General features: G+C 28.9%; 21 protein-coding genes. 16 read left to right on the top strand and 5 right to left on the bottom strand.

Features of this window, described 5'->3' with window-relative positions; all coding sequences use genetic code 11:
• From lysS to CAMP5063_RS05845, 5 genes are read left to right on the top strand one after another with little or no spacing between them, the layout of a single operon-like run.
• Window positions 1-1,503: a lysine--tRNA ligase gene (gene lysS / locus CAMP5063_RS05865; RefSeq protein ID WP_337194986.1), complete on the top strand. Its 1,503-nt coding sequence runs from the start codon at window positions 1-3 to the stop codon at window positions 1,501-1,503.
• Window positions 1,504-2,745 (top strand): serine hydroxymethyltransferase, encoded by a 1,242-nt coding sequence (locus CAMP5063_RS05860; protein WP_133319865.1) that lies wholly within the window; start codon window positions 1,504-1,506, stop codon window positions 2,743-2,745. It begins immediately after the preceding gene.
• On the top strand, window positions 2,742-3,287 hold the full coding sequence (locus CAMP5063_RS05855) for a DUF1882 domain-containing protein (protein WP_133319866.1): 546 nt from the start codon (window positions 2,742-2,744) through the stop codon (window positions 3,285-3,287). The genes CAMP5063_RS05860 and CAMP5063_RS05855 overlap by 4 nt, the downstream gene beginning before the upstream one ends.
• Before the next feature lie 18 nt (window positions 3,288-3,305).
• Entirely contained in the window at window positions 3,306-4,112 is an 807-nt protein-coding gene (locus CAMP5063_RS05850; RefSeq protein WP_337194985.1) for an SPOR domain-containing protein, read from the top strand.
• Entirely contained in the window at window positions 4,109-4,891 is a 783-nt protein-coding gene (locus CAMP5063_RS05845; RefSeq protein WP_263737746.1) for a shikimate dehydrogenase, read from the top strand. The genes CAMP5063_RS05850 and CAMP5063_RS05845 overlap by 4 nt, the downstream gene beginning before the upstream one ends.
• Here the strand turns inward: CAMP5063_RS05845 and dnaJ are convergent.
• Window positions 4,888-6,009, bottom strand: a complete 1,122-nt coding sequence (dnaJ, locus tag CAMP5063_RS05840; protein ID WP_263661661.1) for a molecular chaperone DnaJ — start codon at window positions 6,007-6,009, stop codon at window positions 4,888-4,890. The two genes, CAMP5063_RS05845 and dnaJ, sit on opposite strands and share 4 nt — an antisense overlap.
• 115 nt (window positions 6,010-6,124) lie before the next feature.
• Here dnaJ and CAMP5063_RS05835 point away from each other — a divergent pair, with 115 nt between their 5' ends.
• Genes CAMP5063_RS05835 through recR form a run of 3 tightly spaced genes read left to right on the top strand, consistent with a single transcriptional unit; the run spans window position 6,125 to window position 8,599 of the window.
• On the top strand, window positions 6,125-6,796 hold the full coding sequence (locus CAMP5063_RS05835) for a response regulator transcription factor (RefSeq protein ID WP_066006696.1): 672 nt from the start codon (window positions 6,125-6,127) through the stop codon (window positions 6,794-6,796).
• On the top strand, window positions 6,793-8,025 hold the full coding sequence (locus CAMP5063_RS05830) for an ArsS family sensor histidine kinase (protein ID WP_263737745.1): 1,233 nt from the start codon (window positions 6,793-6,795) through the stop codon (window positions 8,023-8,025). Before CAMP5063_RS05835 ends, CAMP5063_RS05830 begins: the two co-directional genes overlap by 4 nt.
• A 1-nt stretch (window position 8,026) precedes the next feature.
• Window positions 8,027-8,599 (top strand): recombination mediator RecR, encoded by a 573-nt coding sequence (recR, locus tag CAMP5063_RS05825; RefSeq protein WP_263660753.1) that lies wholly within the window; start codon window positions 8,027-8,029, stop codon window positions 8,597-8,599.
• On the opposite strand, the gene CAMP5063_RS05820 is transcribed toward recR, so the two are convergent.
• Genes CAMP5063_RS05820 through CAMP5063_RS05810 form a run of 3 tightly spaced genes read right to left on the bottom strand, consistent with a single transcriptional unit; the run spans window position 8,586 to window position 11,870 of the window.
• On the bottom strand, window positions 8,586-9,614 hold the full coding sequence (locus CAMP5063_RS05820) for a hypothetical protein (RefSeq protein ID WP_263737744.1): 1,029 nt from the start codon (window positions 9,612-9,614) through the stop codon (window positions 8,586-8,588). The genes recR and CAMP5063_RS05820 overlap by 14 nt on opposite strands.
• Window positions 9,611-11,404, bottom strand: a complete 1,794-nt coding sequence (gene uvrC, locus CAMP5063_RS05815) for an excinuclease ABC subunit UvrC (RefSeq protein ID WP_337194984.1) — start codon at window positions 11,402-11,404, stop codon at window positions 9,611-9,613. The genes CAMP5063_RS05820 and uvrC overlap by 4 nt, the downstream gene beginning before the upstream one ends.
• A complete protein-coding gene (locus CAMP5063_RS05810; RefSeq protein ID WP_263737743.1) occupies window positions 11,397-11,870 on the bottom strand; it encodes a hypothetical protein in 474 nt (157 codons plus the stop codon). The genes uvrC and CAMP5063_RS05810 overlap by 8 nt, the downstream gene beginning before the upstream one ends.
• A gap of 134 nt (window positions 11,871-12,004) precedes the next feature.
• On the opposite strand from CAMP5063_RS05810, the gene nhaD reads away from it, so the two are divergent.
• Together nhaD and guaA are read left to right on the top strand one after the other, a co-directional pair.
• Window positions 12,005-13,363, top strand: coding sequence for a sodium:proton antiporter NhaD (nhaD, locus tag CAMP5063_RS05805; RefSeq protein ID WP_263737742.1), 1,359 nt, complete (start codon window positions 12,005-12,007; stop codon window positions 13,361-13,363).
• A 9-nt stretch (window positions 13,364-13,372) separates the two neighbouring features.
• Window positions 13,373-14,908 (top strand): glutamine-hydrolyzing GMP synthase, encoded by a 1,536-nt coding sequence (gene guaA, locus CAMP5063_RS05800; protein WP_263737741.1) that lies wholly within the window; start codon window positions 13,373-13,375, stop codon window positions 14,906-14,908.
• On the opposite strand, the gene CAMP5063_RS05795 is transcribed toward guaA, so the two are convergent.
• Window positions 14,909-15,460 (bottom strand): class I SAM-dependent methyltransferase, encoded by a 552-nt coding sequence (locus CAMP5063_RS05795; RefSeq protein ID WP_133319878.1) that lies wholly within the window; start codon window positions 15,458-15,460, stop codon window positions 14,909-14,911.
• 112 nt (window positions 15,461-15,572) lie between these two features.
• Here CAMP5063_RS05795 and CAMP5063_RS05790 point away from each other — a divergent pair, with 112 nt between their 5' ends.
• The 6 genes from CAMP5063_RS05790 (at window position 15,573) to CAMP5063_RS05765 (ending at window position 23,903) form a co-directional block, all read left to right on the top strand.
• Window positions 15,573-17,012 carry a hypothetical protein gene (locus tag CAMP5063_RS05790; protein ID WP_133319879.1) on the top strand — a complete coding sequence of 480 codons (1,440 nt, stop codon included), beginning with the start codon at window positions 15,573-15,575 and terminating at the stop codon, window positions 17,010-17,012.
• A gap of 259 nt (window positions 17,013-17,271) precedes the next feature.
• Entirely contained in the window at window positions 17,272-18,522 is a 1,251-nt protein-coding gene (gene purD, locus CAMP5063_RS05785) for a phosphoribosylamine--glycine ligase (RefSeq protein ID WP_337194983.1), read from the top strand.
• On the top strand, window positions 18,519-18,977 hold the full coding sequence (locus CAMP5063_RS05780; protein ID WP_133319881.1) for an RDD family protein: 459 nt from the start codon (window positions 18,519-18,521) through the stop codon (window positions 18,975-18,977). The genes purD and CAMP5063_RS05780 overlap by 4 nt, the downstream gene beginning before the upstream one ends.
• Window positions 18,967-21,003 (top strand): LPS-assembly protein LptD, encoded by a 2,037-nt coding sequence (locus CAMP5063_RS05775; protein ID WP_337194990.1) that lies wholly within the window; start codon window positions 18,967-18,969, stop codon window positions 21,001-21,003. Before CAMP5063_RS05780 ends, CAMP5063_RS05775 begins: the two co-directional genes overlap by 11 nt.
• Window positions 21,000-21,659, top strand: a complete 660-nt coding sequence (locus CAMP5063_RS05770) for a phosphoribosyltransferase (RefSeq protein WP_133319883.1) — start codon at window positions 21,000-21,002, stop codon at window positions 21,657-21,659. Before CAMP5063_RS05775 ends, CAMP5063_RS05770 begins: the two co-directional genes overlap by 4 nt.
• Before the next feature lie 135 nt (window positions 21,660-21,794).
• The gene (locus tag CAMP5063_RS05765) at window positions 21,795-23,903 is read left to right on the top strand and encodes a polyribonucleotide nucleotidyltransferase (RefSeq protein ID WP_337194982.1); all 2,109 of its coding nucleotides are present in this window, start codon (window positions 21,795-21,797) and stop codon (window positions 23,901-23,903) included.
• Window positions 23,904-23,995: the final 92 nt, after the last annotated feature.

Genomic DNA, 23,995 nt, shown 5'->3' with positions numbered 1-23,995 from the left:
ATGTTTGATAATATTTTAGAACAACAAAAAATTCAAAAAGCGCAAGAATTAAAAAAGCTAGGAATTAATCCATACCCACATTTTTTGAAAAAAGAAATGAGTATAGTTGAATATAAAAATAAATTTGCATACATTAAAGATACGGAAAATCAGCGTGATGAAAAAGTATACGGAGTGTTAGCAGGAAGATTAAAACTTCTTAGAATAGCTGGTAAATCGGTATTTGCTAATATAGAAGATGAGCAAGATAATATTCAAATTTATTTTAATCAAAATATTTTAGGAGAAGAATATTTTGCTATTTTAAAAAAATATCTTGAAGTAGGAGATATTGTTTTGGTTAAAGGTTTTCCTTTTATGACTAAAACAGGAGAATTTAGTCTTCATGTAGAGCAAATTCAAATAGCTACAAAAGCCATAGTGCCTTTACCGGAAAAATATCATGGACTAACAGATATTGAGCAAAGATATAGAAAAAGATATCTTGATATGATTATGAATAGTGAAGTAAGAAAAGATTTTATTTTGCGTTCTAAAATTGTTTCTTACATTAGATCTTTTTTTGATAATAAAGGATTTTTAGAGGTTGAAACACCAATGATGCATCCTATTGCAGGAGGAGCAAATGCAAAGCCTTTTGTGACTTATCATAATGCTTTAGGTGTGGAAAGATTTTTAAGAATTGCTCCAGAATTATATCTAAAGCGTTTGATTGTAGGTGGTTTTGAGGCAGTTTATGAGATTAATAGATGTTTTAGAAATGAAGGAATGGATTTAACACATAATCCTGAATTTACTACAATCGAGTTTTATTGGGCTTATCACAATTATCATGATTTAATGGACTTAACAGAAGAGCTTTTTGCTATGCTTTTGGATAAATTAAATTTAGGTAAAAAGCTCGAATTTGATGAAAAAATAATTGATTTTTCTAAACCATTTGAAAGAATTACTTATAAAGATGCTTTGAAAAAATATGGCGGTTTAGATGATGAGCTTATTAATAATAAAGAATTAATTTTAGAAAAATTAAAAAAAGATGGTTTTGAAGCCAACGAAAAATTAGAATTAGGTCATTTGCAAGCTGAACTTTTTGATAATTATGTTGAAGATAAGTTGATTAATCCCACTTTTGTAATAGATTTTCCTGTTTCTATAAGTCCTTTGTCTAGAAGGAGTGACAAGGATAAGGATATTGCTGAAAGATTTGAATTGTTTATCGCGGGTAGAGAGATTGCTAATGGATTTAATGAGCTTAATGATCCGCTAGATCAATATGAGAGATTCTTAAAGCAAATTGAAGCTAAAAATGCAGGTGATGAGGAAGCATGTGAAATGGATGAAGATTTTGTTAATGCATTGGGCTATGCTATGGCACCAACTGCAGGTCAAGGTATAGGAATAGATAGGCTAGTTATGCTTTTAATTAATAAAAAATCAATTCGTGATGTAGTGCTTTTCCCAGCTATGAGGCCACTTAAAAATGAGGTAAAAGGAGAGTAAATGTTGGAAAATTTTGATAAAGAAATTTTTGATTTAACCCAAAAGGAGCTAGCAAGACAATGTGATGGTCTTGAAATGATAGCGAGTGAGAATTTCACTATACCAGAAGTAATGGAAGTAATGGGGAGTATTTTAACAAATAAATATGCAGAAGGCTATCCTGGTAAAAGATATTATGGTGGATGCGAATTTGTTGATGAAATTGAGACAATTGCTATAGAAAGATGTAAAAAACTTTTTAATTGTAATTTTGCCAATGTACAGCCTAATTCAGGTTCTCAAGCAAATCAAGGTGTATACATGGCATTGTTAAATCCTGGTGATAGAATTTTGGGTATGGATTTAAGTCACGGAGGACATTTAACTCACGGTTCTAAAGTAAGTTCTTCTGGAAAAGTTTATGAAAGTTTTTTTTATGGGGTAGAGCTTGATGGGAGAATTAATTATGATAAAGTTAGAGAGATAGCAAAAGAAGTTAAGCCAAAACTTATTGTTTGTGGTGCTAGTGCTTATCCTAGAGTGATTGATTTTGCTAAATTTAGAGAAATAGCAGATGAGGTTGGCGCATATTTATTTGCTGATGTTGCGCATATTGCAGGATTGGTTGTAGCAGGTGAGCATCCTAGCCCGTTTCCCTATGCTCATGTTGTAAGCTCTACAACACATAAAACTTTAAGAGGTCCAAGAGGCGGGATTATTATGAGTAACGATGAAGAAATTGCCAAAAAAATCAATTCTGCAATTTTTCCGGGTATTCAAGGTGGTCCATTAATGCATGTAATTGCCGCCAAAGCTGTTGGATTTAAATATAACTTAAGTGATGAGTGGAAAATTTATGCTAAGCAAATCATTAAAAATACTGCTACCTTGGCTCAAGTTCTAATAGATAGAAAATATGATTTAGTTAGCGGTGGTACTGATAATCATTTAATTTTATTAAGCTTTTTAAATAAAGATTTTAGTGGTAAAGATGCGGATTTAGCTTTAGAAAGAGCAGGTATTACAGCAAATAAGAATACGGTTCCAGGGGAAACTAGAAGTCCATTTGTAACGAGTGGTTTAAGACTTGGAACAGCAGCTTTAACAGCAAGAGGTTTTAAAGAGGAGCAAATTGCTATTGTTGCAAATTATATAGCTGATATTTTAGATGATATACAAAATACAAAGCTACAAGAAGAGATTAAAGTTAAACTGAAAAATTTGGCAAGTAATTTTATTATTTATGAAAGGGCTTTATTTTGATTACAACTATGGATTTGGCTTTAATTAAAATGGTTACAAGCCATTATTATATTAAGCGTAATGCTATAATTAACAAATATGAGCATAAAGGTAGAATTTTTTTTGATAAATTCGAAAAAGTAAATGCTCCTTTGACAGCTAATGTTATACAAGAACATATGGAAAAAAAGATTATTGTAGCACACTCTTTGATTAATAGTTTTGATAAGGTTGAAAATATTGTATTTGATTACAATGGTTTTAACGCAGAGCGTTTTTGGCATAGAGCACAGCTTGTTTTAAGGGAAGAAGGTTTTATAAATTTTACTGCCTATAAAACAAGAACTAATAATCATTTGCATTTGTATATCCATAAAGGACATACTACTTTTAATGAAGCATGCTCTTTGGGATCAAAATTATCTTTGCTTTTTTCTCAAAAAATGCCTGTAGAGTGGAAAGTTTTTCCTAGTATGGATATACCTAAGGAATTTAATATTTTAACTTTACCTTATGAGGTTTATCAAAAAGAGCGTGGCGCTTCTTGGTCTAAACATATGTAATTTTTGAAAGGATGAAAAATGGAAGAAAACAACAAAAATGAATTTGATGATATTATCTTGCAAAAAAGCAATAAAAGTGAAAAACTTAAAAAAATTTTACTCAGATCGATTATTTTAATTATTGTGTTTTTGGTAGTAATGATAGCAATGAAGTTAATTAATGATCCAGGCGAGGAAAAATCACTACAAATGCCATTAGAGCCGCAAGAGCAAGCTTCTTATGAAAATAATTTTAATTCTTTGCCTATTGCAGATAATACTAAAGAAGAGGATGAATTTGAAGCTTTAGCTAGAAAACTGAAAGAAGAAAGTTCATTGGCTGATGCAAATAATACCATAGAGGAAAAACAGGAAATTCCAAGCAATAGTGTATTAGATCAAATTACATCAACAGAACCAAAAGAAGAACCAGCTAAGGTGGAAGAAAAACAAGAAGAGATTAAGCCTGTAGAAAAATCTATAGAAAAACCAATTCAAAAACCTTCTGAAAAATCAAAAACTAATGTTGTTGAAAAGCCAAAAACCCCAGAGCAAAGCAATGCAAATGAATTGTTTGAGAGTATAAAAACCACAAGTATTCAAACACAACTTCCTGCAGGTGCTTATATTCAAGTTTTTTCTTTAAATAGTCTTGATCCTAAATCAAAAGAATTAAATATACTTAAAGAAAATGGATATGAATATAAAATTTACAAAACAACAGTAAATGGCAAAGAACTTACAAAAGTTTTAGTTGGGCCTTATAAAGAAAGCGAATTAAAAGCTGAATTGGAAAAGGTGCGTTCTAAAATCGCAAAAGGTGCTTTTACTTTTAGAGTAAAATGAAAATTTTCACAGTTATAGGTGATCCTATTGTGCATTCTAAATCTCCAAGAATGCACAATAATGCTTTACAAGTTCTTAAAAAAGACGCAATATATACAAGATACCATTTAAAAAATAAAGCAAAATTAAAAGAAATTGTTCAAAAATTTGATGGAGCAAATATTACTATACCTTTTAAAGAAGAAGCGTATAAAATTGCAGATTTTTGTGATGAAAGTGTTAAGCAAATAGGATCTGCCAATACTTTAATAAACAAAGATGGTAAAATTTATGCTTGCAATACAGATTATTTGGGATTTTTAAAAGCAATTGAAAATTTTTTTTCTATTAAAAATGCTTTGATTTTAGGTGCTGGTGGCACCGCTAAAGCTTTAGCTCATGCTTTAAAATCTATAAATATTGAAGTTGCAATAGCAAATCGCTCTAGTGTTAGATTTAAAAATTTAAATAATTATCCATGTTTTTTATATGATCAACTTGATTTAAATACACAATTTGATTTGATAATAAATACGACTAGTGCAGGTTTACATGATGAAAGTTTACCTTGTGAAGAAAGGATTTTAAAAAATATTTTTCAAAAAGCTAAGTATGCTTTTGATGTTATTTATAGTAGAGAAACATCTTTTTTAAAGTTGGCACGAGAAAATGGATTAAAAATAAAAGATGGCACGCAAATGCTTTTATGGCAAGGTGTTTTTGCTTTTGAGCTATTTTTAGAGTGTCAAAAAACAGAAGAAATTTATAAAGCCATGGAGATGGCTTTAAAACTTCCTTAGTGACTAAACCAAGATTTGATTTTATCAAACAAGCTTTCTTGTTCTATAAAAGCTTCCTCATTTTCTAAGCCAAAGCTTTTTTCAAGTTGCAATAGTAGATTTTTTTGTTCATCAGTAAGTGTTTTTGGAAATTTTATTTCAATTTGTACAATATGTGAACCAAGTTTTCCATTGTGAATATTTTTAACACCTTCATTAGCTAATTCAAATTTTTGTTTATCTTTTGCACCCACTGGAAGTTTAAGATCAGCTTCTCCTCTTATGGTGGAAATTTTAATTGTCTTTCCAAGAGCAGCTTGGGTAAAAAATACAGGTACTATGGTATATATATCATCATCATGTCTAATAAATTTATTATCATCTTCTACAACGATTTTGATATACAAATCACCTCTTTGAGAAGAATTTGGAAGCTTATTTGCTTTGTTTTGCACTCTAAGACTCATACCGCTATCAATACCTTCTGGTATATCAAGTTCTATATGATCTTTTATTTCTTCATAACCATTTCCATGGCATGTCTTACACTTATTTTTTATTATTTTCCCACTGCCCTTACAATGATCACAAGTTTGTACAAAAGTCATAAAACCTTGTCTAACACCAACTTGTCCTTTTCCTCCACAATGAGAACAAATATCTTCTTTTCCATTTTCTGATCCACTACCATTGCATATTTTACAAAATGTTTTATAGGTAAAATCAATTTCTTTTTTGCAGCCAAAAACAGCCTCTTTGAAGCTAATCTTTACCGCTATTTTTAAATCATGTGGATATTTATTTCCCCTTTCTTTTTTACGCGTTGAGTTTCCAAAACCAAATCCATCTCCAAAAAAACTTGAAAATATATCCCCTAAATCAACATCTCCAAAACCACCAAAACCACCGGTTTGTCCTTTTAATCCTTCTTTGCCGTATCTATCATATATACTTCGCTTTTCATCATTGCTAAGTACTTCATAAGCTTCATTGACAAGTTTAAATTTTTCTTCAGCTTCTTTATCTCCTTGATTTCTATCAGGATGATATTTTAATGCCATTTTTCTATAAGCTTTTTTTATAGTTTCTTTATCTGAAGTTTGAGAAATTTCTAATATTTCATAATAATTAAGTTCCACTTTTTTCCTCTCTTGAAAAATTAATATTATAATTTTAGCAAAAAAATAAATGAATAGTTAAATTATGTGTTATAATATTAAGTTTGTAACATATTTTCACTAATAAGGGGTAGAGATGATTAATGTTTTAATGATCGAAGATGATCCAGATTTTGCAGAGTTTTTAGCAGAATATTTGGCCCAATTTAATATCAAAGTTACTAATTATGAAGATCCGTATTTGGGAATGAGTGCTGGTATAAAAAATTATGATTGTTTAATTCTTGATTTAACTTTACCTGGACTTGATGGTCTTGAAGTTTGTCGCGAAATAAGAGAAAAATATAGTATTCCTATTATTATTTCTTCAGCTAGAAGCGATTTAAGTGATAAAATTGTAGGACTTCAAATAGGTGCGGATGATTATTTACCAAAGCCTTATGATCCTAAAGAAATGCATGCAAGAATTATGAGTTTAATCCGTCGTTCAAAACGCGTAAATGAAACTCCTGAAAAAATAATTAATTCAGCTTTTAAAATTGATGAAAAAAGACATGAGATTAGTTACAATGAAGAGGTTTTAATTTTAACTCCTGCTGAATATGAAATTTTAAGTTATATGATAAGACAACATGGATTTTCAGTTAGCAGAGAGCAGCTTGTGTATCACTGCAAAAGCTTGAAAGATAAAGATTCTAAAAGTTTAGATGTAATTATTGGTAGGCTTAGAACTAAGATCGGCGATAGTTCGAAGGCACCAAAGCATATTTTTTCAGTTAGAGGGATAGGATATAAATTAATAGGATGAAAGTAACTATTAATCTTAAGATTACCGTTCTTTTTGCAACGGCTTTTTTGTTTGTTTGTGCTTTGTTTGTGCTCTTGGGTAAGGTTCAGGTTGATTCTTATTTAACCAATGAGCAAAATAGACAAAAAGAAATTGTAGAAAAAATTATATATAATTTAGAAAGAAAAGAAGGTTTTTCAATTCATGATTATCTTCTTTCTAAGTCTTTTAAAATAGTTGAAAATGAACGCAGTGCAAAACATATAGTTGCAAAAGGTGAAAAGGTGCTTAAGGTTAATTCTGTTTACGGTAGTTTTTCTTCTATTATTTACCATAATCAAATTTTTTTTTATGTTGAACAAGCTAATTTAAAGCAGCTTTATGAGCTAAATGCATCTACGCGTTTAGAGTATTTGTTTTTACTAAGTTTCTTTTTTAGTTTGATTTTGATTATATTTTTATATTTTTCTGTTTTAAGATCTTTAATGCCTTTAAAAATTTTAAAAAAGAAAATTAAAAATATTAGTGCTGGAAAAATAGAACCTTTATCCGAATATTCACAAATTAATGATGAGATTTCAGAAATTTCTTTTGAATTTGACCATGCTATTAATAAAATACAAGAATTAGTAAAATCAAGACAATTTTTTTTAAGAATGATTATGCATGAACTTAAAACACCTATTGGAAAAGGTAGGATAGTTTGTGAGATGCTAGACAATCAAAAGCAAAAAGACCGCTTAGTAGCGATTTTTGAAAGACTTGAATTATTGATTGATGAATTTGGTAAAATTGAAAAAGTTTTATCTAGAAATTGCCAACTAAATTTGCAAACTTATCATTTGAGCTTAATTTTAGAGCAGGCTGAAGATTATCTCATGAGAGATGATTTTTATCAAAAAGTTAAGATTTCTTACAAAGAAGATACTATGATTGTTGCTGATTTAGAACTTTTTTCCTTAATGCTTAAAAATTTGATTGATAATGCTATTAAATATTCTGACGATAAAGCTTGTGAGATTATATGTTCAGGGGACTATGTAATTGTTAGAAATAAAGGGGTTCAACTTAAAAAAACTTTTGATTATTATTTGAAACCTTTTGTAAGAGAACAAAATACTCAAGTTGAAGGTATGGGATTAGGGCTTTATATTATCAATAATATTTGCAATCTTCATGGTTATAATTTAACTTATAGTTATGAAGATGGTTATCATATTTTTAAGATTGTTTTTTCAAGGTTAAAATGACTTGAAAGATTTAGAAAAATTTAATGAATTGGTAAATGCATTTTCTGCATTGCCTACTATCGGTAAAAAGTCCGCATTAAGACTTGCTTATTATGTTTGTATAAAAGATCCTTTGCTAGGTTCTAAACTTGCTTATAGTATTGAAGAGTCCATTAGAGGAATTAAAAAATGTATACAATGCGGGGCTTTAAGTGAAAATGAATTATGTGAAGTTTGTTCTGATATAGAAAGAAATAATAATATTATTTGTATAGTGCAAGATCCTAAAGATGTATTAATTTTAGAAGATAGTAAAAGCTATGATGGGCTTTATTTTGTACTAGAAAATACTAACGAAGAAAATATTACTAAATTAAGAGTAATGATTGAAAATAAAAATACTAAAGAAATTTTTTTCGCTTTTACTCAAGGCTTAAATTCAGATGCTGTAGTTTTTTTTATAGAGGAAAAATTAAAGGATTTAAATTTGAGTTTTTCCCAAATAGCCCAAGGTATTCCAAGCGGTGTTAGTTTGGAAAATGTCGATTTTATATCTTTACATAAGGCTATTAATCATAGAACTAAACTTGATTGATATATTTTTTAAGTAAAATTATCCATTTATTTTTGCTAATGTCATTTATAATTTCATCGGCAAAATCGCAATTTTTAACTCTATTTTTGGTAAAAAGTAAAATTTTATTTTGTGAATTTTGTATTTTATACTCATGTAGTATTTGGCTAAAATATAAAATATCGAACTTTATGACTTCATAATCAACCAAAATTAATCTAAAATTTAATTTTAAAGCATTCTTAAAATCACTTAGGCTATCTACGATTTGATTATTTGAGCAAAATTGATTGGTTATATTTAAAATTAGATTATTTTCAAAACTAGAAGATTTAAAAATCAATACATTGTATAAATTTGCTATTTGATAACTTTCTTCTTTAAAATTTGTACTTAAAAAATTGATAAGATCTTTGACATTGACATCTACAAATGTGTAGTTTAGCGTATTTTTTATTTTCTTCTTTGAAATAATAAAGGAATATTTTTTCTCTACTTTTTGAAAATCATCAAAAATTTCACTACTAATGCCTATATCTAATAAAATACATTGTAATAAAAAATTTTCAATCATATCATCATTTACAATGCATGCGTGGATATTCTTAAAAATAATATTTTTTGTTTTTGTATTTATTTGATATTTTTTTAAAATCGGCTTTAGTGTAATGGAATTTTCTAATCGCATATAGTTAAAACTTTGAATAAGATATTGCAAGTTTTTTTGTAAAAGTTTGTTTTGTATTTTTTGATCTTGCAATTGTTTTTGCGTTAGCTCAAATGATGTTTTTAATTTTTCTTTTAGATCTATTAAAGAGGTTGAACTTGATAATTTTAAAAATTTTTCTATTTCTTGAATAATGATATTATCTTTTTTAAGTTTTTGATTTTTTATGATTAAATAAATACATGTAGCGATAAATATTAAAATACTAATAGAGGTATAAATATAGAATAATTTTTGATCAATTGGATATAAAAAATAATAATTGAAAAAACATAAAATCAAAGTTAAAGAACTAATAAAAAATATCATAAATTTTCCTTAATTATTTTGGCTATTTTTATATTAGAAAGTGATTTTAATTCATTAAAATCGGCTTTACTGATTTTATCAAAACTACCGTAATAATCTAAAAATTTTTTAATATAACCTTGAGAGATTCCAAGTTGTATCAACTTAGAGCTTTGTAGGTCCTGTTTTCTTTTTGTTTTTTGGTGAAAACTAATTGCGAAGCGATGTGCCTCATCGCGTAATTTTTGCAAAAATTGCAATTTTTTATCATCGGTAGAAAGTTGAATTTTTCCTTCTTGAGTATAAATTTTATCTTTCGCACTTCCTTTTGCTCTATAAGCTTTAGCATCTATTTTTTCTTTAGATATAGCTAAAATATCCACATTTGCTCCAGAACTTTTAATAATATCATTTGCTAGTTTCAATAAGGCATTCCCGCCATCAATCAGCCATAAATCAGGCGGTGGATTTTTATCAAAGGATAAAGCTCTTTTACTAAGGATTTGAAGCATTTGATCATAATCATTTTTATAAGATAAATGATAGTGTCTATAAGAGCTTTTATCAAATTTCCCATCTTTGAAGGTTACTAAAGCACCTACAATTGCATCACCTTGCATATGAGAATTATCAAAAATTTCTATATGATTGGGATAATTTTGCAGATTGAAAAAATCTTTTAATTCTTTTAAAAATAAATAATTTTCATTTTTTAAATGCTTTTGTATGTTTATTTTTGCATTTTCTAGAGCAAGCTCGCACAGGGCTTTTTTTTCACCAAGTTTTGGCGATTTAAGGTAAAATTTTTTAGAAAATCTCTCGCTGAGTAGATCTTGCAGTAGCTTCATGTCTTCAAAATCTTTGTGTGTATAAATATGAGTTGATTTTATTGGAGATTCTTGTGTGTAATTTTCTAGAATATATTGTTTATAAATTGCATTTAAGTCAAATTCGTTTTGATTATTAAGAGCTAGTATTTTATGATTTGAACTAATGATTTTACCATTATTTATTACAAAACGCACCATGGAGAGTATGTTTTCTTCGCAATAAATAGCATAAATATCAAAATCTTCTAATTTTGCAAGGTCTATTTGTATTTTTACACTTAAATCTTCAATTGTTTTAATTTGATCCCTTATAAGAGCTGCTTCTTCGTAGTTTTCACTCTTTGCGTATTCAAGCATTTTATTTTCTAAATTTTTTGTTAAAGATAAGGGATTTAAAAGAGCTTGTGTGGCTTTTTGGATAATTTTTTCATATTCTTGTTTAGAGATTTTTTGCTCGCATGGACCTTTGCAACGCTTAATCTGATAAAAAAGACAAAGTTCTTTGCAAGATTTCTTTTGTCTTAGCTCAAAAGATAAATATAAAGCATTTAAAAGCTCTTTTGCGCCTTTAAAAAATGGACCAAAATATTTTATTTTATTTTTTTTGATAATTTTTCTTGTAATCTCAAATCTTGGAAAATCTTCATTTAAGTCTATATAAATATAAGGGTAGGTTTTATCATCTCTTAATAATATATTGTATTTTGGGTGTAATTGTTTTATAAAAGAATTTTCTAGTATTAAAGCATCAGCCTCGCTTTTTGTGGTAATAAATTCTAAATGATGTGTTTGGCTAATCATCTTTTGAATTCTTAAACTATTGCTAGGATTTGGGCAAAGATTTGGAGTAAAATTAAAATAACTTCTAACGCGGTTTTTTAAATTCTTGGCTTTACCTACATATAAAAGCTTACCTTGTATATCAAAATACTGATACACGCCAGGTAAATTAGGCAAGGTTTTGAGTTCATTTTCAAGCATTTTTTATAAGCTTTCGTAGTTTTTCAAATTTATTATATAAAATAGGATTTTCAAAATGGTTTTTAAAATTTCCATTAGAAAGTTCTAGATGAGTTTTTTTATGTGCGCTAAAAGTATTGTTTTTGGATATAAAGTTTTTGTCGCTAAGTATTTTTATATTTTCCACTTTTGCAAAATTACTCATTGGCTTGGCTAAAATATAGTTTTTTATGAGACTTTTAATCATTTTTTTGGTATTATCGTGATTAAGCTCCATATATGCAATGTGGTGTTTAACTAAAATAATCAAAGTATTATTTTTTATAAAGAGTTTAGTAATCATTTGTTGGTGATTATGGTTAAATAGTTTTAAAAACTCTTTATATTGCAAAAGTGCTTTTAAAGGTCTATAATGTTTATATTTTTCAGAATTAGCAAATATATCAATAACATCACGACTTGTTTTAATATCATTTTTAACTTCCATTTAATTATTGTAACATTTTTTTTATTAATATTTTTAAGTGCATGTGGTTATAAAGCTGCTCCATTTTATGAGATAAAAGATAATAATGGCAGTGTAAAGGAAATAAAAAAATTCCAATCTTTGGAGAGTGAAATATGAGTAGAATACTTTTTTTACTTTGTTTTAGTATTAGCTTTTTATTAGCAGGTCAAACTCATGAGTTAAATTTGGCTTTTAGTGCTTTGGGTATAGGTGTTTTAATAATTTTTGTATTGGGGTATTATTTTATAGCAGCAGAAGAAAAATATCATATCAACAAAACTAAACCTGCTTTATTTATAGGAACATTTTCTTTTATTGTCATTGGTATATATATGGTAGTAAATGATTTAGACACGCAAATACTTGAAGAAAGTGTTAATCATCTTATCTTGGAAATCGCACAAATTGTGTTTTTCTTAATAGCAGCAATGACTTTTATAGAAGCATTAATAGAAAGATCGGTTTTTGAAACTTTAAAATATAAGCTTGTAAGCAAGGGTTATACTTATAGAAAATTATTTTGGCTAACAGGAATTTTGGCTTTTTTTATCTCTCCGATTGCAGATAATCTTACCACAGCTTTGATTTTATCTACTGTGCTTTTAACTATAGATAAACATAATAAAGAATTTTTAATCCCAGGCGCTATAAATATTGTAGTAGCAGCTAATGCTGGTGGAGCTTGGTCGCCATTTGGTGATATTACTACTTTGATGGTTTGGACGGCAAAAAAAGCTACCTTTTTTGAATTTTTTGCTCTTTTTCCTGCTTCTTTTATTGGATGGTTTCTTACGGCTTATTTGCTATCGCGTTATGTGCCTGATATTGAGCCAAATTTTCATAAAGATAATCTAGAAAAAGTTGAAATTAAGCCAGGTGGTAAAGTATTTATTGTGCTTGGTTTTTTAACTATCGCTTTAGCAGTTTTTATCCATAGTATTTGCGATTTACCTGCAATGTGGGGTATGATTTTTGGTCTTTCTTTGCTCAGCTTATATATGTATTTTTTCAATAGAAAACAAGGTAAAAAAGATTTAAATATTTTTCATTATATGACGCGTATTGAAATGGATACTTTATTATTTTTCTTTGGAATTTTATCTGCTGTGGGCGCTTTACATTTTGTTGGATGGCTTGCTTATGCTTCCGATCTTTATACAAAATTTGGAGCTACTAGTATTAATATAGGCGTAGGATTTTTATCTGCTATTGTAGATAATGTTCCGGTTATGAGTGCGGTATTAAAAGCTAATCCAAGTATGGATGATACTCAATGGCTTTTAGTAACTCTTACAGCAGGAATTGGAGGATCATTAATAAGCTTTGGCTCAGCAGCTGGTGTGGGGGTAATGGGAAAAATGAAGGGAATTTATACTTTTAACTCTCATTTAAAATATGCATGGACGATTTTAGTTGGATATATAGTATCTATTATAGTTTGGTATGTACAATTTCAATTGTTAAATTTATAAAGGAGTTAGATGAAAAAAGCAGATATTTTGGTTTTGGACTTTGGTTCGCAATATACACAGCTCATTGCAAGAAGATTAAGAGAGCAGGGTGTATATGCAGAAATTTTACCTTTTAATGTAAGTTTAGATGAAATTAAAATTAAAGAGCCTAAGGGTATTATTTTAAGCGGTGGACCGGCTAGTGTATATGCAAATGATGCTTATTTTTGTGATAAAGGTGTTTTTGATTTAAATATACCAGTTTTAGGAATTTGTTATGGTATGCAACTTATGGCACATCATTTTGGTGCAAATGTAGCTCCAGCAGGTCATAAAGAATATGGCAAAGCAACTATAGATATTCAAAATGATAGTGACTTGTTTAAAAATTTACCTAAAAAACAAACGGTATGGATGAGTCATTCTGATAAGGTAGAAAATTTACCACAAGGTTTTGAGGTTTTAGCAACAAGCGAAAATAGTCCTTTTTGTGTATTTGGAGATGAAAAGCGTAAATTTTTTGCTTTACAATTTCACCCTGAAGTTCAACATAGTGAGTTTGGAAAAAGCATCTTAAAAAATTTCGCTAAGTATGCATGTAATTGTGATAGTATATGGAATATGGGATCTTTTGCAAAAACTCAAGCGCAAAAAATTAAAGAAGAAGTGGGTAATGATAAGGTATTATGTGCTGTTAGTGGTGGGGTTGATAGCAGTGTAGTGGCTGCATTACTAGCAAGTGCGATAAAAGATCAAGTGGTAGTAGTATTTGTTGATAATGGTCTTTTAAGAAGCGGTGAAAAAGAGCAAGTTGAATATATGTTTAAACATACTTTAGGTATTGATCTAATTAGTATTGATGCTAGGGAGATTTTCTTAAGTCGCTTAGCGGGTGTTAGGGATCCTGAGCAAAAGAGAAAAATTATAGGAAATACCTTTATAGAGGTTTTTGAAGAAGAAGCTAAAAAACATAAAGATGTAAAATATTTAGCACAAGGAACTTTATATACTGATATTATTGAAAGTTCGGTTGTAGGAGCTAGTAAAACCATAAAATCTCATCATAATGTGGGTGGGTTACCTGAAAAGATGAATTTAAAACTTATTGAACCTCTAAAAGAAATTTTTAAAGATGAGGTAAGAGCTTTAGGAATAGAACTTGGCTTGAGTAAAGATGTAGTTTATCGTCATCCTTTTCCGGGACCAGGGCTTGCTATACGCATTATGGGTGAAGTAAATGAGCCTAGTTTGGAGCTTTTGAGAAAAGCTGATGTGATTTTGATTGAAGAATTAAAAAGCAGTGGTTGGTATGATAAAACATGGCAGGCTTTTTGCGTGCTTTTAAATGTGCAAAGTGTTGGCGTAATGGGAGATAACAGGACTTATGATAATGCAGTTTGTGTGCGTGTGGTGAATGCAAGTGATGGTATGACAGCTACTTTTTCTCATTTACCTTATGAGTTACTAGAAAATATTTCACGCCGTATTATTAATGAAGTAGAAGGAATTAATCGTGTGGTGTATGATATTTCTAGTAAGCCGCCAGCGACTATTGAATGGGAATAGTTATTTAGTGCAAAAATAAACAAAAGCAGGAGGGAGATTTTGCCAAATGATAGGTGAAATTTCTACCTTGCTAAAAGTAGTAAAAAGTTTTTTCTTAAAAGCTCTTCCTTTTGGCGTGGGCAGTATATATGCAAATGTTGCAAAGCAACCATTTTCCTCTAAAACTTCATGAATGGACTTTAATAATAAATCTTGTTCTTTGGAATTTAATAAAGCCCAAGGAATTCCAGAAATAATTAAGTCCGCGTTGTTGATTGCTCTTTTTTCTAACATATCAGGTAGAAATTCCGCTGATCTAATTTCTAAATCTATATTTTTTATATTTTGTTGTAGTTTTTTTGCCATATGTGGATTAATTTCAACTGCAAAAAATCTTGCATCATGATTTTTTTGCTTAAGGATATATTTGGTAAAACTTCCTGTTCCAGGTCCTATTTCAATAATATTTTTTGCATGTTGGACATGAGAGGTTATGAGTTTGCTTAGTTTTTTTGAGCTTGCACAAAATGCTCCTGTTTGCTTTGGATTTTTAAAGTATTGATATAAAAACATAGATTAAATACCTAAGATAGTTATTTTTAATAAATTTTAAAATATTATTGTAAATTTATGAAAACAAAGTTAAAATAAGAATTTAATTTTTCTTTAGATCAAGGATTTGGATATGCATGGAAAAATAATGGTTTATGTGGATGGTACTGGAAGAGGAACAGTAATTAATCTTGCAAAAACATTTTTTGAATTTAACAAACATGCTTGGCACGATAAAAGAAGCATGCCAACGGTTGGTATGTTTGTTGAGTTTAGATCCGATGGAAAGCATATTACAGATTTAAGACCTTCTAAATTTCAAGAATTTGGAGATAATGATTTTATCAAAGAAAGAGATTTTTGGAAAACAGATAGTGATGATGAATTGGAGGATTTAAGACTAACAAGGCGTGATGCTTATGTTCAAGAGCTTTATAGAGAAACTGATTATGATAATCTTGATAAGATTACTCTAAATTTGACTATCCCACAAGCCATTCAAAGGTATTTTTATAATGAAACACTATCAATCAATGCTGTGAAAGATATTAATACAGATGAGGTGCCATATATTATAGATTTTTTTGCTATGAAGCGTTTTTTACATAAAGCTTTGGATACTTTGCTTTTTTCAGATAATACCATTAACCAAGCTGACTTTTCTGCTATGAAAAATATTATAGTACATCTTGAAATGGCTTATAAAGATATGAAAGATAAACAAAAACATATCAACATGGAGCGTTTGTATGATGAAGTCTTTTTGTCTCATCAATGTCATTATCAAGCCCTTCTTGCTTCGATCGACAATAGGAAAAATAGAAAATTAGCACTTGATCGCCAAATGAGTACTTTGATTACAGATATTAAATCAAAACAAGCGAGAATAGAAACAGAAAGTGGTAAAAAACGACAAGAATTTGAAGAAATGATACAAAGTAAAAAACAAAAGCTTGTTGAAATAAAAAATGAAGTAGATTATTTTACAAAAAGCATTGAAAAATTAGAGGCAATGAGAAAGTCTTTCTATGAAAAAAATCTTACCATTTTTAATAATAGTTTTAATATGGCTAGAGAGAAACTTTTTGAGAAAATTAAACAAGGTTTAAATATATGTGCTACAAAATTAGATATAGAAATTTGGAAAAAATCTTTAAAATCAACAAGTATAAAAAATTCTTATTTTAAAACTGCAAGCGAAATTTCTTTCTGCACTCTTTCTTTTGCTGAACTTTATTTAAATAGATTAAATAAACATGCACTAAATCCAAATGATCAATTATTGCTTTCTTATGTTAAAAAAGTAAGAAAAGAATGTGAAAAAAGTTTTTTAATAGTTACTTCCAATCCTGATTTATATGTTAATATGAAAATCCAAATTTTTGCAATGAATCCTTATTATGTTGTTAAGCATGCACCTAAAAAAGTAAATTATCAAGGATTGATGAAAAATACTGAATTTGATATAGTTTATGTAGATGAAAAAACTATTTGGGCATCTGTTGCTGATGTTATTTTAGAAGGAAAGTATTTTTTAAAAAAGGACTCCAAAACTAAATTCAAAATTTTATAAAAATCCTTTTAAACCCTATTTTTAAGTTTTCTTAGTTATAATTAGAATGCCTAAATGGTTCGATATGGTATTAAAGAGGATCCAACACATTAATTATAAGCTGTGATGTGTGATTTACCGTGTTCTGTGACTTCGTTTGAGTTTTGAAAAAAAGCGAGAAGCTGCAGCCTTTAAAAATCACCTAATGGCATACTTTGACTTTTTGAGGGTCAGACACTTATACTCCGGCCATTTGGGTTTTGATATTTTAAGGAAAATAATGAAAATTTTAATATTAGGAAGCGGTGCTAGGGAATATTCTATCGCTTTGGCTCTTCAAAAAACAAATGATAATTTGGAATTTTATTTTGCACCAGGAAATGGTGCTACCGCTAAAATAGGAACAAATCTTAATATGAAAGATCCTAAGGTTATTACAGCTTATGCAAAGGCATCTGAGATTGATCTTTGTATAGTTGGAAGTGAAAATTTTCTAGCAGAGGGTATAGTAGATCTTTTTAAAGAAAATAATATTGCTATTTTTGGTCCTACTAAAGCTGCTGCTATGCTTGAAGCTTCAAAATCTTATATGAAGAGTTTTTTAAAAAAATATAAAATTAAAACAGCTAAATTTTTAAATACAACAGATTATGAGAAAGCTAAGAAATTTATTATGAGTTTAACTCCTCCTATAGTGGTAAAAGCAGATGGTTTGTGTGCGGGCAAAGGTGTGATTATTGCTCAAAGCCATGAAGAAGCTTTAGAGGCTACTAAAAATATGCTTAGCGGAGAGAGTTTTGGTGAAGCCGGTAAGATTGTTGTTATAGAAGAATATCTCAACGGATTTGAATTAAGTGTATTTGCAGTTTGTGATGGAGATGATTTTATATTGTTACCTGCTGCACAAGATCATAAAAGATTACTAGATAATGATAAGGGACCAAACACAGGAGGAATGGGTGCATATGCTCCAAGTATTTTAGCAAGTGAAAATTTATTAGAGCAAGTAAAAAAAGATATAGTAGTACCAACTCTTAAAGGTATGAAAGAAGAGGGTACTGAATTTGTTGGAGTGTTGTTTATAGGTTTGATGGTTGTAAATAATAAACCTTATGTTTTAGAATACAATGTGCGTTTTGGTGATCCTGAGTGCGAAGTTTTGATGCCTTTGATAGAAAATCCTTTGGATTTATTTTTAGCATGTGTGAATAAAAATCTTGCAAATACTCGTATAAAAATCAAAGATGAATTTGCAGTAGGTGTGGTTTGTGCAAGTAAAAACTATCCTTATAAAGATTCTCCAAAAGCATTAATTGATATAGGAGAAATTCCGCAAAATTCTCATATTTCTTATGCTGGAGTAACTTTAGAAAATAACAAACTATATGCTAGTGGTGGTCGTGTATTAGTTTGTGTAGGAATTGGAAAAAGTATTGAAGAGGCGCAAAAAAACGCTTATATGCTTTGTGATAATGTTCATTTTAAAGGAAAACAACATAGAAAAGATATTGCTTTTCAGGTTCTTAAATGAGTGCAAATCAAGAATTATTTGACAAACTAGAAAAAGAAGAGCTAAAAATAGCAAGTTTTAAAAAAAGATTTTTAGCTTATATTGTTGATAGTTTTGTGATTTTAGCTATTGTGAGTATTATTTTATTTGATAAGATTAGTTCTATGCAAACTTATGATGAAATTCACAATCTTTTAATACGTTTTGCTGGCGGAACTTTAATTTTGCAATTTACATATCATAGTTTATTTACATATTTATATGGTGCAACTTTAGGAAAAATGCTTTTGAAGATTATGGTTATTGATCAAAACTTATTAGATAAACCAAATTTCATTCAAAGTGCTTTAAGAGCAGGTGTAAGGCAAATTAGTGATATGTTGTATGGTTTGGGTTTTGCTTGGGCTTTAAGCAATATCGTTTTAAAAACTTGGCATGATTATGCGGCCAAAACAGTGGTGATAGATCTTGCGTAAAATATTACTTTCTTTGGCTTGCATAGGAAGTTTATATGCTTCTAAAGTAGATATCTATGCTTTGGATGTTGTTAAAAAAAATGATATCATAGAGGCAAAAAATAATGTAGTTGTGGTATCTGATTTTTATTTGATAACTGCAAGCGAGGCTAAATTTAATGAAACAACAAAAGATTTGGAGCTTTTTGGAGATGTTAATATCTTAAGGGGGCAAAAAGAAAGAACTAATTCTACCTATACGAAGATTAACTTAAAAGATAACACTACAGCTTTTAAAAATTTATTTTTTTCAAATAATGATTTGGAGGTTTGGCTACAATGTCATCAAGCTAAAATTGATGACAAATTTGTAATGAGTAAAAAGTCTGTTGTATCTAGTTGTAATGTTGAAAATCCTGATTGGGAAATTCGTTTTGATGAAGGCAAATTAAACAAAGAGAGTAATTTTTTACATCTTTATAATGCAAGATTATATGTAAAAAATGTTCCGGTGATGTATTTACCTTATTTTGGTTTTAGTGTAGATACTAAAAGAAAAAGCGGATTGTTAATTCCCCAAGTAGTTTTAAAACAAAGTGAGGGGCTATATTATAATCAGCCAATTTATTATGTTATTGATGATAATGCGGACATTCAATTTGAACCTCAGATTAGAACAAAAAGAGGTTATGGCTTATACTCAACTTTAAGATTTATTGATACCCCTTATTCTCAAGGTGAAATTAGCGGTGGTATTTTTGGTGAAAAATCAAGTTATAAAAGAGAAGAAAATTTAAAAAATAAAGAACACTATGGTTTAGAGGTTAAATATTCCAATGAATCTTTATTTAAAAGTCTTTTAGGTGAAGACTTTCAAGAGGGTTTATGGGTTGATGCTACTTATTTAAATGATGTTGATTATATGAATTTAAGTTCTAGCGCAAAAACCGAAGCTTCTTTAGTTACTTCTAAAATAAATTATTTTTTATCAGATGATGATAATTATTATGGTGCTTATGCAAAGTATTATATAGACACTTCTAAAATTAGCAATAAAGATACTTTACAAGAATATCCATCTTTTCAATATCATAGATATTTAAATGGATTTTTTGATAATTATATACAATATAGCTTGGATGCTTCTTTTCGTAGGTATTATAGACATACGGGTATTTATGCTAAAACTTTAGATTTTGATTTACCTTTAATTTATCATACGAGTTTTTTTGATGATTTTTTAAATTTTGCTTTTACAGAAAGGATATATGCAAATTTTGTAGATTATTCTAATACAGATGTTAAAAATCAAGAACATTTATTTAGAAATTCTCATAATTTTTCTTTATATACAGATCTTTCAAAGCCATATGAAAATTTTTATCATACTCTATATTTAGGGGTTAATTATTTTCTACCTGGAGCTAAATCAGGTGAAATCACTGAAGATTTTGTAGAGTTAAAAAATGATCCTGAGCAACTTAATTTTTCAATGTATCAGTATTTTTATAATACTTTAGGCAAAAAAAAATTATATCATAACTTGAAGGTTAAATACTTTACTAAAGAAGGTAGCTTTGGTGCTTTTGATAATGTTGTAGAATATTTTTACAATGATTATATAAGTTTAAGAAATGAAGCTGAATATTCTGGAGTTGATAATCGTTTTGATAAGGTTTTTAGTGAAGCTTTGTTTGATTATGGTGAATGGAAGATTAGTTTAAACCATGCTTATAGAATGTATGAAAATGAAAAATATAATTTTATAGGAACTAAAGCCCAATATGATATAAATACTAATTATCAAATTTTTGGCGGATTGTGGTTTGATTTGAACAAAGATCCTGAAAAATGGGAAATAGGTTATACTTATCAAAGAAAATGTTGGAATTATTCTTTGATGTATCGCAAAGATATTTCACCTAAACTTACAAGTGGTGGTATTAGTGCTAAAGATCAAAGTGGTGTATATTTTATGTTTAATTTTTATCCATTAGGCGGGGTATCTTATGATTTTTCTTTAGAGGAAAATGAAAGGTCGATATGATATTTTTTGAAGATGAAAAAGATGCGCTTGAGAAATTATATGATATATTACCATTAAACAAACTAAAAGATTATATTATTATTACACCTTCTTTAAAATCGATAGTTTTTGTTGATGCGCTAGCACAAAAATTAGAAATTCCATATGATTTTTTATTTACAGAACAAATTAAAGCTCCTAATAATGATGAATGTCAAATAGCTATGATTAGTGAAACAAAGGAGTTGGTTTATAATGAGGCTTTAGTTAAAGCTTTCGATATAAGTTTAGATTATATTTATGGTGAAGCCAATAGAACCTACGAAGAAAAAATTTTAAAAAATGTGTATCGTTATAGAAAAGGAAATCTTTTAAAGGATTTAAAAGGGAGAAATATTTTAATATTGCATGAAGGTTGCGAAAGTGGAATTACTGCTTCTTCATGTATTAAAAGTTTGTTAAAAGAAGAAGTGAATAGTATTGTTTATGCTACTGCTTTAATGCCAAGTGATGTATATGAATATATCGGTGTTTTTGTAGATGAGGTTTATTGTGTGCAAAAAATTGATCATTTTGTGAATATTGAGTTTTATTTTAAAAATAAAACGATTTTGCAAGCTCATGAAATTTTAGATATTTTAGAAGAAAGTAAATATTATCTTCCATTAAAGAGATAAATTTATATCTAAACAATCGGTTGTTTAGATATAAATTTATAGGCAAAACAAAAACAGGCTTTTTAAGTTTTAATTTTTAAAATTTAAAAAGCTTATTTGGTTTTTGCCTATGATGAAAATATTAAAGGAAAAATCATGCGACATGAAATAAATATTAATAATCATCTTGAAATATTTGAGACTAATAAGGTTGCAAAACAAGCAGCAGGTGCAGTTTTAATGCAAGAAAAAAATGCTGTAGTTTTGGCAACTGTTGCTAGAGAAGAAAAAATGATAGAAGAGGATTTTTTACCTCTTACGGTACAATATATAGAAAAAGCTTATGCAGCAGGAAGAATTCCAGGTGGTTATGTAAAAAGAGAAACTAAACCAGGTGATAATGAAACTTTAAGTGCAAGGATTATAGATAGAAGTTTAAGACCTCTTTTCCCAAAAGGCTATGCCTATCCAACTCAAATTGTAGTAATGGTTCTTTCTGCTGATCCTGAAGTAGATCTGCAAGTGATGAGTTTAAATGCCGCAAGCATTGCTTTATATTTAAGTGATATTCCTATAAAAGCGCCAGTTTGTGGTGTAAGAATAGGTCGTATGAATAATGAATTTGTTTTAAATCCAAGCAATAGTGAATTAAAAAATAGCACCCTAGACCTTTATGTGGCGGGTGTTAAAGATGAGCTTTTAATGATAGAAATGAGAGCTTTAGCAAATAAACAAAATGGTCAACATTGTATGAATGAGCTTAATGAGGATGATGTTTTAAAGGCTTTAGAATTTGCAGGCAATGCGATTTTGCGTGGCTCTAATGAATATGAAAGAGTTTTTGCTGCTTATAGAAAAAATTCCAAACTTGAATTTAAAATAGAAACAGATGGTGGTAAAATTGTTGATTTTATTAAAAATTCTTATATCTCAAAGCTTAAAATTGCAATTAACCAAATGGCGAAAAGTGAAAGAGCAAGTGAAATCTCACAAATAGCAAAAGAGATTGAAAATGAAGCTAGTGCTATTGAAAATGAATGGAAAATTGAAGATATTGAGAAAGCTTTATATTTGTGCAAAAGAGAGCTTGTTAGAAGTCAAATTCTTAATGAAAATAAAAGGGCAGATGGTAGAGGCTTGAAAGATGTTAGAAAGATAGATATAGAGACAAATATTCTGCCAAATGCACATGGATCGTGTCTTTTTACTAGAGGGCAAACTCAAGCTTTAGTTATAGCTACCTTGGGAAGTGATAATGATGCGCAAATGTCAGATTTGCTAACAGAAAAAAATCCAATATGCGAAAAATTTATGGTAAATTATAATTTTCCAGGTTTTTCCGTAGGTGAGGCTACTCCTATAAAAGCTCCAGGTAGAAGAGAGTTAGGGCATGGAAATTTAGCAAAAAGAGCTTTACATCCTAGTATTGATACGGATTATATTCATACTATTCGTTTAGTGTCTGAAATTTTAGAAAGCAATGGTTCTAGTTCTATGGCTACTGTTTGTGGTGGTGCTTTGGCTTTAAGAGCCGCAGGGGTAAAAAGTGAAAAACTAGTGGCAGGTGTGGCAATGGGACTTGTTTTTGAAGATGAAAAATATGCTATTTTAACAGATATTATGGGTCTTGAGGATCATGATGGAGATATGGATTTTAAAGTAGCAGGGAGTTATGAGGGAATCACTGCTTTGCAGATGGATATAAAACTTGGCGGTATAGAGCAACAAGTTTTAAAAGAAGCTTTATATCAAGCAAAAGAAGCCAGGGAGCACATTTTACAATTAATGGAAGAGGCCAATCAAAACATAGTTGTTAATGAAGCAATTTTACCAAAGATTGAAATTTTTAATGTAGATCCAAATAAAATCCCTGATATTATTGGCCAAGGTGGTAAAACTATAAAAGAGATTATAGAAAAATTTGAAGTTAATATTGACTTAGATAGAGATAAAGGTGAGGTTAAAATAGCAGGAATTAATCATGATTTTATTTCTCAAAGCAAAGAATATATATTAAATTTAGTTCATTCTAAAGGTTCTAATAAAAAGCGCGATAGAAAAGAAGTGCCTAAATTTGATATCGGAGAAGAATTTATAGGAAAAGTTCAAAAAGTTGTAGAATTTGGAGTTTTTGTAGAACTTAGAGATGGCGTAGATGGTTTATTACATAATTCTAAATTCAAGGAAAAGCTAGAAATTGGTAACGAGGTTAAGGTTAAGGTGGCAGAAATTAAAAATGGAAAAGTGTCGTTGGATTTAGCTTAATTGTTTAAATTTAAGCATATTTAAGAATATGCTTAAATTTTTATTTTAGATCTTGACAAAAAAATATTCTTTTGGCATAATTTCATTTTTTG

It is taken from the genome of Campylobacter sp. RM5063, assembly GCF_024723655.1.
Taxonomy (GTDB): Bacteria; Campylobacterota; Campylobacteria; order Campylobacterales; family Campylobacteraceae; genus Campylobacter_D; species Campylobacter_D lari_D.
The sequence above is the reverse complement of the archived record's forward strand: the minus strand, read 5'-3'. Positions and strand labels throughout refer to the sequence as shown.

Bases quoted from the DNA above. Each gene is read 5' to 3' on its own strand.
- CAMP5063_RS05820 (WP_263737744.1), bottom strand. From the start codon at position 9,614: ATGATATTTTTTATTAGTTCTTTAACTTTGATTTTATGTTTTTTCAAT.
- CAMP5063_RS05860 (WP_133319865.1), top strand. From the start codon at position 1,504: ATGTTGGAAAATTTTGATAAAGAAATTTTTGATTTAACCCAAAAGGAG.
- CAMP5063_RS05770 (WP_133319883.1), top strand. From the start codon at position 21,000: ATGATATTTTTTGAAGATGAAAAAGATGCGCTTGAGAAATTATATGAT.
- CAMP5063_RS05810 (WP_263737743.1), bottom strand. From the start codon at position 11,870: ATGGAAGTTAAAAATGATATTAAAACAAGTCGTGATGTTATTGATATA.
- guaA (WP_263737741.1), top strand. From the start codon at position 13,373: ATGAAAAAAGCAGATATTTTGGTTTTGGACTTTGGTTCGCAATATACA.
- CAMP5063_RS05845 (WP_263737746.1), top strand. From the start codon at position 4,109: ATGAAAATTTTCACAGTTATAGGTGATCCTATTGTGCATTCTAAATCT.
- CAMP5063_RS05830 (WP_263737745.1), top strand. From the start codon at position 6,793: ATGAAAGTAACTATTAATCTTAAGATTACCGTTCTTTTTGCAACGGCT.
- nhaD (WP_263737742.1), top strand. From the start codon at position 12,005: ATGAGTAGAATACTTTTTTTACTTTGTTTTAGTATTAGCTTTTTATTA.
- CAMP5063_RS05790 (WP_133319879.1), top strand. From the start codon at position 15,573: ATGCATGGAAAAATAATGGTTTATGTGGATGGTACTGGAAGAGGAACA.
- CAMP5063_RS05795 (WP_133319878.1), bottom strand. From the start codon at position 15,460: ATGTTTTTATATCAATACTTTAAAAATCCAAAGCAAACAGGAGCATTT.
- uvrC (WP_337194984.1), bottom strand. From the start codon at position 11,404: ATGCTTGAAAATGAACTCAAAACCTTGCCTAATTTACCTGGCGTGTAT.
- CAMP5063_RS05780 (WP_133319881.1), top strand. From the start codon at position 18,519: ATGAGTGCAAATCAAGAATTATTTGACAAACTAGAAAAAGAAGAGCTA.
- CAMP5063_RS05765 (WP_337194982.1), top strand. From the start codon at position 21,795: ATGCGACATGAAATAAATATTAATAATCATCTTGAAATATTTGAGACT.
- lysS (WP_337194986.1), top strand. From the start codon at position 1: ATGTTTGATAATATTTTAGAACAACAAAAAATTCAAAAAGCGCAAGAA.
- CAMP5063_RS05850 (WP_337194985.1), top strand. From the start codon at position 3,306: ATGGAAGAAAACAACAAAAATGAATTTGATGATATTATCTTGCAAAAA.
- purD (WP_337194983.1), top strand. From the start codon at position 17,272: ATGAAAATTTTAATATTAGGAAGCGGTGCTAGGGAATATTCTATCGCT.
- CAMP5063_RS05835 (WP_066006696.1), top strand. From the start codon at position 6,125: ATGATTAATGTTTTAATGATCGAAGATGATCCAGATTTTGCAGAGTTT.